This window comes from Pseudomonas sp. YL2 (assembly GCF_023063025.1).
Taxonomy (GTDB): domain Bacteria; phylum Pseudomonadota; class Gammaproteobacteria; order Pseudomonadales; family Pseudomonadaceae; genus Aquipseudomonas; species Aquipseudomonas putida_A.
On record NZ_JAJSLU010000009.1, the window covers coordinates 101,722 to 110,896 of the forward strand.

A 9,175-nucleotide genomic window follows, 5' to 3' on the forward strand; every position below is an offset into this window, starting at 1 on the left:
CGAATGCGGTATACCAGTCGACATCTCCGTGTCTGACACACCGCGTTCGCGAGCAAGCCCGCTCCCACATTTCGTTATGCGTTACGCCAGGCTTTTGCTCACCACTTCATATACATCGCTGGACAGCTGACCGGAAGCCAGAATCCGCTCCAGCTCAGCCTTCATCAACGCCTGACGGGCGCTGTCGTATTTGCGCCAGCGAGTCAGCGGCGCCAGTTGCCGCGAAGCGATCTGCGGGTTGAAGCCGTTCAGTTCGATCACCAGATCCGCAAGGAAGCGGTAGCCCGAACCGTCGGCGGCATGGAAGTTGATCAGGTTCTGCCCGGCAAACGCACCGACCAGCGCACGCACCTTGTTCGGGTTCTTGATGTTGAACGCCGGGTGCTGCATCAGGGCCTTGACCCGCGCCAGACCGCCCGGCAGTGTGCTGCCGGCCTGCACGCTGAACCACTGATCCATGACCAGCGGGTTGTCCTTGAAGTGCTCGGCGAAAGTCGCCAGCGCTTTGGCCTTCTGTTCTTCGAACGGCGAGTTGACCAGCACCGCCAACGCGGTGAGGCGCTCGGTCATGTTGTCGCTGTTTTCGAACTGTTCTTGCGTAGCGGCCAGCACTTGCGGCTTGCCGCTGAGCATCAGGTACGACAGCGCAATGTTTTGCAGCGCACGACGGGCAAAGTGTTCGGCCTCGGCCACATACGGCGTCTGCTTCGACAAATCGCGGTTGGCCTGATAACGCAGCCACAGCGCTTCGAACAGGTTGTCCGCCAGTTGCTTGCGGGCAAACTCGCGAGCGGTGTGGATCGCCTCGACATCCGCCACTTCGCTGATTTCGGTTAGATACGCTTCGCTCGGCAGCGAGAGCATTTCGGCGACCATGGCCTGATCCAGCGACTCGTCTGACAGCACGGTTTTCAGCGCCGAGATCAGACGCGGATCGAGCACCAGGCTCTCGCCCTTCTGCTGCTGGGCGATCAGTTCCTGCAGCACCTGCACCGACAGTTGCTGACCGGCATCCCAGCGATTGAAGCCGTCGCTGTCGTGCTGCATCAGGAACATCAACTGGTCGCGGTTGTACGGGAAGCTCAGTTTCACCGGTGCCGAGAAACCACGCAGCAACGACGGCAGCGGCTGTTCAGCGATGTCGACGAAGGTGAAGGTCTGCTCAGCCTCGGTCACCGAGATCACGCGGGTGGTGCCTTGCGCCAATGCTTCACCGGCCAGACGCAGGGCAATCGCGTGGCCTTTGCTGTCGAGCAGGCCGAGTTCAACCGGGATCACGAACGGCAGTTTTTCCACCTTGTCCGGAGTTTCCGGGCAGCTCTGGCGGAAGGTCAGGCTGTAGGTTTTCGCCGCGGCGTCGTAGGACTCGCTGACCGCCAGACGCGGCGTGCCGGCCTGGCTGTACCAGCGCTTGAACTGGGTCAGGTCGACACCGTTGGCATCTTCCATGGCCTTGACGAAGTCGTCGCAGGTCACGGCCTGGCCATCATGGCGTTCGAAGTACAGGTCACTGCCCTTGCGGAAGCCTTCGGCGCCCAGCAGGGTGTGAATCATGCCGACCACTTCCGAGCCTTTTTCGTACACGGTCAGGGTGTAGAAGTTGGAAATCTCGATGAAGCTGTCCGGGCGCACCGCGTGGGCCATGGGACCCGCATCTTCGGCGAACTGGTGAGTACGCAGGTACGCCACGTCCTGGATGCGCTTGACCGTGGCCGAGTTCATGTCCGAGGAGAAACCGGCGTCGCGGAACACGGTGAAGCCTTCCTTGAGCGACAGCTGAAACCAGTCGCGGCAGGTCACGCGGTTGCCTGACCAGTTGTGGAAGTATTCGTGGGCGACGATCGCCTCGACCCGCTGGTGCGCGGCGTCGGTGGCGGTTTCGGCGCGGGCCAGCACGGCGCTGGAGTTGAAGATGTTGAGGCCCTTGTTCTCCATCGCGCCCATGTTGAAGTCGTTGACGGCGACGATCATGAAGATGTCCAGATCGTACTCGCGACCGTAGACCTCTTCGTCCCAGCGCATCGACTTCTTCAGGCTGTTCATCGCGTGCTGGCACTTGTCGATGTTTTCCGGCTCGACGTAGATCCGCAGCGCGACATTACGATTGGTCATGGTGGTGAAGGTGTCTTCGACACACCACAAATCACCGGCCACCAGCGCGAACAGGTACGCCGGTTTCATGAACGGGTCTTCCCAGGTCGCCCAGTGTCGGCCGTCTTCGCCCGGGCCGGAGGCAATCGGGTTGCCGTTGGACAGCAGCACCGGATAGCTGTGCTGCTCGGCGACCACCGTGGTAGTGAACTTGCTCATCACGTCCGGGCGGTCGAGGTAATAGGTGATCTTGCGGAAGCCTTCGGCCTCGCACTGGGTGCAGAACATCGTGCCGGACTTGTACAGGCCTTCCAGCGCAGTGTTGGTTTCCGGGTGGATCCTGACGCTGGTGTCGACCGTGAAACTGGCGCTGGCCGGCTGCAGGGTCAGGGTGTTTTCGCTCAGTTGGTAATCACTGGCGCTCAGTTCCTGGTCGGCCAGGGTCACCGACAGCAACTCCAGTTGCTGGCCGTCGAGTACCAGTGGCGGCAGGCCCGGGCCACGCTCCGGGTTACGGCGCATCACCAGTTGCGCGTGGACCAGGCTGTGGTCCTCGAACAGCTCGAAGGTCAGGTGCGTCTCGTCGATCAGGTACTCGGGCGCCTGATAGTCCTTCAGGTAAATCATCTTCGGTTGTTCGGTGCGCATGCTGGAATCCTTATTGATGCACGGCGAGCTGATAGGCCGTGTATTTACGAATGTTGATCACGCCGGTGTCAAAAATCAGGTACTGACCCTTGATACCCAGCAGCGTGCCTTCGGCAATCGGGTTCTTGTCCAGGTTGAAGCTGACGATTTTGGCCGGGTATTGCTCGACCGGATAGCGGATTTCGAGAGGTTCTACATCGGCAATCGTCTGAATTGCTTGTAGGCCGAATCGCTGCTGCAGGCCTTGCAAGCCCTCGGCGCAGCTTTCAAACAGTTGATCGCGCACTTGCGCCAGATCCACCGCCGCCGCATCGCCCTTGAGCAAGGCGCGCCAGTTGGTCTTGTCGGCCACCTGGCTGCGGAACAGGTCTTCGACGAAGCCCGACTGCTGGCGCGTCGATACGCGCATGATCGGCAGCGCCTGACTCGCGCCCTGATCGAGCCAGCGGGTCGGCAACTGCGTGGCGCGGGTGATACCGACCTTGATCCCCGACGAGTTGGCCAGATACACCACATGATCAGTCATGCAGAACTTCTGACCCCACTCCGGCTCCCGGCAGGTGCCGGCCTCGAAGTGACAACGCTCCGGGCTCATGATGCACAGATCGCACTGCGCCAGTTTGGTCATGCACGGGTAGCAGTAACCCTGGCTGAAACTGGTTTTGGTCTTGCGCCCGCAATGGGTGCAATGAATCGCCCCCAGGTACTCCAGACGCACCGTGGTGCCGATCATGGGGTTGACCGGGACCTCGACGTCATCCAGACGAAACGCGTATTGCACATTCGGCCCGTCCAGGCGCGCCGACATTTTGCTGATTGCACCGCGGCCAATCTCGATCAATGGATGGCATCCGACTTGAACAGGATGTTCGGCACTTCGATCGACTTCGACGCACATTCCTGCGGGCCCATGTAACCGGTGCGCTGGTCTTCAGGCAGGTTCTGGATTTCCCAGGCGATCATCGCCTGCAGCGAAAGCTCGCGCTGTTCGACGGTGAGTTTGCCACCGTCGGACCACTTGCCGATTTCCACGGCCAGTTTCAGGCTCTCGTAGATGTCCGGGGTGATGTTTTTGATCATGTCGTTAAAAGAGGACATCAGGGTCTCCGTGCTCTTTATTCACTTAAAATTTCAGGCGGCCAGTTTACGGCGGTTATACAAACCGCCCAACAAACCGGTGAAGCATCCGATGAGTAACCCGCTGACGTGCGCGGCGTTGGCGATCTGGCCGAAACCGATCATCGAGACCAGTCCGGACATGCAAATCACCAGCCACACCAGCATCATCACCAGCACGCCTCGCGGCAGGCGATACGCCGGGTTCGGCGCCAGCAACTGGAAAATCCAGCAATGGCCGAGCAAACCGTAGAGCACGCCAGACAAGCCGCCAAACAGGCTCGGGCCGCTCCAGGCAAACTGCGCGTAGTTCGACACCAGGCTGAACAGCAGGGTCAGACCGAGCAGGTTGATGCTGCCCTGACGTGACTCGATGCGCCGCCCCAGTTCCCAGTACCACATGCCGTTCATGGCCAGGTGCAGGATGCCGAAGTGCAGCAGCATCGGCGTGAACAGGCGCCACCACTGCCCCGCCGCCAGGCTGTCGGCCAGCGGCGTGAACTGGATGTACTCGCCGACCACGCGGAAGTCGAGGAAGGTCAGCCAGCGAATGGTCTCGAGGTTGTCGCCCAGATAGGTCAGGCCACCGACCAGCAGGCTCAGCAGCAGGATCAACCCGGTGGCCTTGGCGTGTTTGAGTTGCTCGGCGAAGCTCGGACGCTTGAAAGTCGGCGCCAGCGGGATGTCCAGTTGCTGATCGGGATCGCCGGCCGGGAAGCGCTCGTACAGCGAACGCACGTCCTCGCTGATTTCCGAAGGCGCCCACAGCACCTGCTCGCCCGCCTCTTCGCTGACTCGATGCGGCACCTGCATCCGTTGCAGCAGCTTGACGAAACCGCTCAGATCCACCGCCAACGGCAGACGCAATACCGCTACCGCACTCATTGCAGCACCTCCGGCCGCTCGACATCGACCCAGACAAATTTATGCGGATCCAGACGTGTTTCCTGATCCAGACGATAGGCCACCAGTTTGCCGTAGAGCACCGCGCTGTAATCGAGACACGCGAGGTTCGGGCGGATCGGCGCCGGTTTGCCGCTGCGCCAGTAGTGGCCGACGAACAGCAAGGGCTCGTCAATGCCGTAGCGCAGCAGGTTGTTTTTCTCGCTGGAGGTCAGCGGTTTCTGCGCCACCGGCTCCGGCAGCGCATCTGGCTGGAAGACGATGTCGCCGTAGGTTTTCGGGTCGTCTTCCCAGAATTTGGTGCGGAAGAACGAGCGCACCAGACCGTCGCCGCTGGTCATGGTCAAGCCATCCGGCAGGCGCATGTCGGTGCCGCGCAGCAAGCGGTCGAACACGGTGCAGGCGAAACTGCCGGGCACGGCCGACGCCTGGAGAAAGTGCTCGTCGATGCGCGCATCGGGAAACAGCCCGCGCAATGGTTCGATCAGGCTGGCATCCCAACAGGCGTGCACCACACGGAAGCGTCCGGCATCAACCACCAGCGGCAGTTCGTAGAACCAGTTGAGAAAGTCATGCCAGTCGCCCGGATGGTCTTCGAACTGGGTCAGGGTTTCATGCAGCAGGCGCGCGTGCCGCGGCGTGTGCTCACGGACGAACTGCTTGCCGCTGCCCGGCAGCGCCGGCGTGCTCCAGCCCAGTGCGTTGAATTCGTGGTTGCCCATGATGCACAGCGCCTGCCCGGCCTCGACCATGTCGTGGACGATGTGCAGTGCCTCGCGGATTCGCGGGCCACGGTCGATGATGTCGCCGACGAACACGGCCATGCGCGATGGATGCCGCCAGACCCCGCCCTGCTTGTGATAACCGAGACGATCAAGCAAGTGTTCGAGGGTCAGGGCGCATCCGTGCACGTCACCAATCAAGTCATAACTGCGCGCGGGATCGAGCATCAGTCGCCTCCACCACCCAACTTGCTGCCCCAGCCGAGCTTGGTCCGGCAGACTTCGTAGTAGTTGTGGTCGAGCGGATGAATCAGCCGCAGCTTCTGGGCTTTCTTGCTGACGGTGATGGTGTCGCCCGGCGCGCAGGTGAAGTGGTTCTGCCCGTCGCAGGAGACTTGCGGGTAAATCTGCATGTTTTTCGACACGACGATTTTCAGCTCACTGTTGCCATCGACCACAATTGGCCGACTCGACAACATATGGGGGTACATCGGCACGATCACAATGGCATCGAGCTTGGGATGCATGATCGGGCCACCAGCGGACAGCGCGTACGCGGTGGAACCGGTCGGCGTGGCGACGATCAGGCCGTCGGCCTTCTGGCTGCAGACGAACTGGCCGTCGATGTACAGCTCGAACTCGATCATCCGCGTCGATTTGCCCGGGTGCAGCACCACATCGTTCAGCGCATCGCCCTGGCCGATGGCCTCGGCGTGGCGGCGGACTTCGGCTTGCAGCAGGAAACGGTTTTCTACCAGATAATGGCCGTCGAGCACCTTGGCCACTTCGACTTCCAGCTCATCGGGGCGAATGTCGGTGAGAAAGCCGAGGCTGCCACGGTTGATCCCCAGCACTGGAATATTGTGCTTGGCCAACGCGCGAGCGGCACCGAGCAGGCTGCCGTCACCGCCGACGACGATGACCATGTCGCAGACTTCGCCGAGCATCTTGCGTGACGAGGTTTGCAGGCCATGGCCCGGCAGGACTTCGGCGATGGTGTCTTCGAGGATCACGTGCAGGTGACGATCGAGCAGAAAGCGTTTCAGTCGGCGGACGGTATCCAGCACCTGGGAACTGCCCAGGCGACCGATGATGCCGATATTACGAAATTGCTCCATGGGACCTCTGCGGACAATCGAAAACGCGAAAAACACGATTATGGGCGAAAGCCCGCCATAGACAAAATCCTTTCAGCCACGAGGGTGCGCGCGTGTTTAAGGCTATGCTCGCAAGATGATCCTGTTTCCCGACCTGCTCCAGTTACCACACCAATTACGCCATCCGGAAGTGCGTGACCTGGCGTGGGTGATTCTCGCACCGCCGATGCTGGCCGCGACGCCGTGGCCGCAGCGCCATCCGCTGGCCGGTAGCGACTGGGTCAGCGATCCGCAGCGTCTGGAGCACTGGCTGCGGCAACTCGACCGTGACAGTTATGGCTTGCTGCACTGGCTGTCGCAGGCGCGCACGCGGCGGCTGGGCCTGTATTACGAACGGTTGTGGCAGTTTGCCGTGGAGCATGCGCCGGGCATCGAGCTGATTGCCGCCAACCTGCCGATCCGCCGCGAAGGCCACACCCTCGGTGAACTGGACATGCTGCTGCGCGACCGCGACGGTGTGCATCACCTGGAACTGGCGATCAAGCTCTACCTCGGCCCGCAGGAAGGCGACGGCCACGACCCGGCGCAATGGCTGGGGCCGGGTTGTCATGATCGCCTGGACCGCAAACTGGCGCATCTGGCCGAACACCAACTGCCGATCTCGGCGCGCCCGGAAAGCCGTGAGGTGCTGGCGAAGCTGGATATCGAGGTGTTCAGTGCGCAGCTGTGGCTGGGCGGATATCTGCTGTACCCGTGGCCCGGTCAGGCCGAACCGCCGAAAGGCGCGCACCCGCAGCACCTACGTGGCAGTTGGCTGCATCAGAAAGATTGGCAGGCATTTGTCGCCCAGCGCCCGGCGGGCCGCTGGCAACCCCTGCCCCGCCATGCCTGGCTGGCGCCGGCACACTACCCGACGGATCAGACCTGGAGCGCTGAACATCTGCAGATGTGGCTGGACGACCTGGAACCGATGGCCCCGGCGCAACTGCTGGTGCGCCTGACCGAGAATGCGCGGGGCGAATGGGAAGAGGCGGAGCGGTTGTTTCTGGTGGCGGATCTTTGGCCGAATGTGCCGGGGCAGGTGTGAGAGTTGTAGTGCCTTAACCGGCCCTATCGCGAGCAGGCTCACTCCTACAGGGGAACGCATTCCAAGGTAGGAGTGAGCCTGCTCGCGATTGGGGCAACTCGGTCTAAAGGGATAACCGCAGCGCCAAAGCCGCCAAAGTAATCAACAACACCGGCACCGTCAGCACAATCCCGACCTTGAAGTAATAGCCCCAACCAATCCGGATACCCTTGCGCGCCAGCACATGCAGCCAGAGCAAGGTCGCCAGACTGCCGATCGGGGTGATTTTCGGCCCCAGATCGCTGCCGATCACGTTGGCATAGATCATCGCTTCCTTGATCACACCGCTGGCCTGACTGGCATCGATCGACAACAAGCCGATCAGCACTGTCGGCAAGTTGTTCATGATCGATGACAACAACGCCGTCAGCACCCCGGTGCCCAGCGCCGCACCCCATACGCCGTACCCGGCGAACACATCCAGCCAGCCAGCGAGATACCCGGTCAGCCCGGCATTGCGCAGGCCATACACCACCAGATACATGCCCAGCGAGAAAATCACGATCTGCCACGGCGCCTCTTTCAGCACCTTGCGCGTGGAAATCTTGTGGCCTCGGGCGGCGATTCCCAGCAGCAGCGCCGCGCAGACCGCCGAGATCGCGCTGATCGGGATGCCCAGCTGTTCGAGGAAGAAGCAGCCGATCAACAAAATCACCAGCACCACCCAGCCGGCATAGAACGTGGCTTTGTCGTGGATCGCCGTGTGCGGCTGTTCGAGCTGTTCGGGGTCGTAGGCCTTGGGGATGTCGCGGCGGAAAAACCACATCAGCACGCCTAGCGTCGCGGCCACGCTGACGAAGTTGACCGGCACCATCACCGCCGCATAGCGGTTGAAGCCGATGTGAAAGAAGTCCGCCGAAACGATGTTGACCAGGTTCGACACCACCAGCGGCAGGCTCGCGGTGTCGGCGATGAAGCCGGCGCCCATGACGAACGCCAGGGTCGCCGCCGGGGAAAAGCGCAGCGCCAGCAGCATCGAAATCACGATCGGCGTGAGGATCAGCGCCGCGCCGTCATTGGCGAACAACGCCGACACCAGCGCGCCGAGCAGCACCATGAAGGCAAACAGCTTGCGCCCACTGCCCCGCCCCCAGCGCGCCACGTGCAGCGCGGCCCAGGCGAAGAACCCGGCTTCGTCGAGCAACAGGCTGATGATGATCAGCGCAACGAACGTGCCGGTGGCGTTCCAGATGATCTGCCACACCAGCGGAATATCGCTCAAGTGCACGACGCCGAAGATCAGTGCCAGCACGGCGCCGAGCGTCGCGCTCCAGCCGACCCCGAGGCCTTTGGGTTGCCAGATGACAAGGGTGATGGTCAGCAGGAAGATCAGTGACGCAGCGAGCATTCGCGACAGCCTTCAATTATTCAATGAGTGGAGATCCAAACGTTGGGGGGAGGGGGCCCCTCGCCCCCCGGGGGGGGAGGGCGACTAACTGAGTCCTGGTGGCCCCACCCCCCCCCCCGGGCGG

Annotated in this window: 8 protein-coding genes; 1 reads left to right on the forward strand and 7 read right to left on the reverse strand. The window is 61.9% G+C overall.

The window, feature by feature from the left end:
* Positions 1-81 precede the first annotated feature (81 nt).
* Genes pepN through LVD08_RS14705 form a run of 6 tightly spaced genes read right to left on the reverse strand, consistent with a single transcriptional unit; the run spans position 82 to position 6,598 of the window.
* Positions 82-2,739: an aminopeptidase N gene (gene pepN / locus LVD08_RS14680; protein WP_247268499.1), complete on the reverse strand. Its 2,658-nt coding sequence runs from the start codon at positions 2,737-2,739 to the stop codon at positions 82-84.
* Between the two features lie 10 nt (positions 2,740-2,749).
* Positions 2,750-3,580 carry a DUF2797 domain-containing protein gene (locus LVD08_RS14685; RefSeq protein ID WP_027613137.1) on the reverse strand — a complete coding sequence of 277 codons (831 nt, stop codon included), beginning with the start codon at positions 3,578-3,580 and terminating at the stop codon, positions 2,750-2,752.
* On the reverse strand, positions 3,577-3,837 hold the full coding sequence (locus LVD08_RS14690; protein WP_247268500.1) for a YeaC family protein: 261 nt from the start codon (positions 3,835-3,837) through the stop codon (positions 3,577-3,579). Before LVD08_RS14690 ends, LVD08_RS14685 begins: the two co-directional genes overlap by 4 nt.
* Positions 3,838-3,870: 33 nt before the next feature.
* Positions 3,871-4,740 carry a rhomboid family intramembrane serine protease gene (locus LVD08_RS14695; RefSeq protein WP_135295536.1) on the reverse strand — a complete coding sequence of 290 codons (870 nt, stop codon included), beginning with the start codon at positions 4,738-4,740 and terminating at the stop codon, positions 3,871-3,873.
* Positions 4,737-5,711 (reverse strand): metallophosphoesterase, encoded by a 975-nt coding sequence (locus LVD08_RS14700; protein WP_372241222.1) that lies wholly within the window; start codon positions 5,709-5,711, stop codon positions 4,737-4,739. The genes LVD08_RS14695 and LVD08_RS14700 overlap by 4 nt, the downstream gene beginning before the upstream one ends.
* Positions 5,708-6,598, reverse strand: a complete 891-nt coding sequence (locus LVD08_RS14705) for an NAD(+) kinase (protein WP_003224174.1) — start codon at positions 6,596-6,598, stop codon at positions 5,708-5,710. Before LVD08_RS14705 ends, LVD08_RS14700 begins: the two co-directional genes overlap by 4 nt.
* Positions 6,599-6,713: 115 nt before the next feature.
* Here LVD08_RS14705 and LVD08_RS14710 point away from each other — a divergent pair, with 115 nt between their 5' ends.
* On the forward strand, positions 6,714-7,664 hold the full coding sequence (locus LVD08_RS14710) for a DUF1853 family protein (protein ID WP_247268501.1): 951 nt from the start codon (positions 6,714-6,716) through the stop codon (positions 7,662-7,664).
* 103 nt (positions 7,665-7,767) lie between these two features.
* On the opposite strand, the gene LVD08_RS14715 is transcribed toward LVD08_RS14710, so the two are convergent.
* The gene (locus tag LVD08_RS14715; protein ID WP_247268502.1) at positions 7,768-9,051 is read right to left on the reverse strand and encodes an arsenic transporter; all 1,284 of its coding nucleotides are present in this window, start codon (positions 9,049-9,051) and stop codon (positions 7,768-7,770) included.
* Positions 9,052-9,175 lie beyond the last annotated feature (124 nt).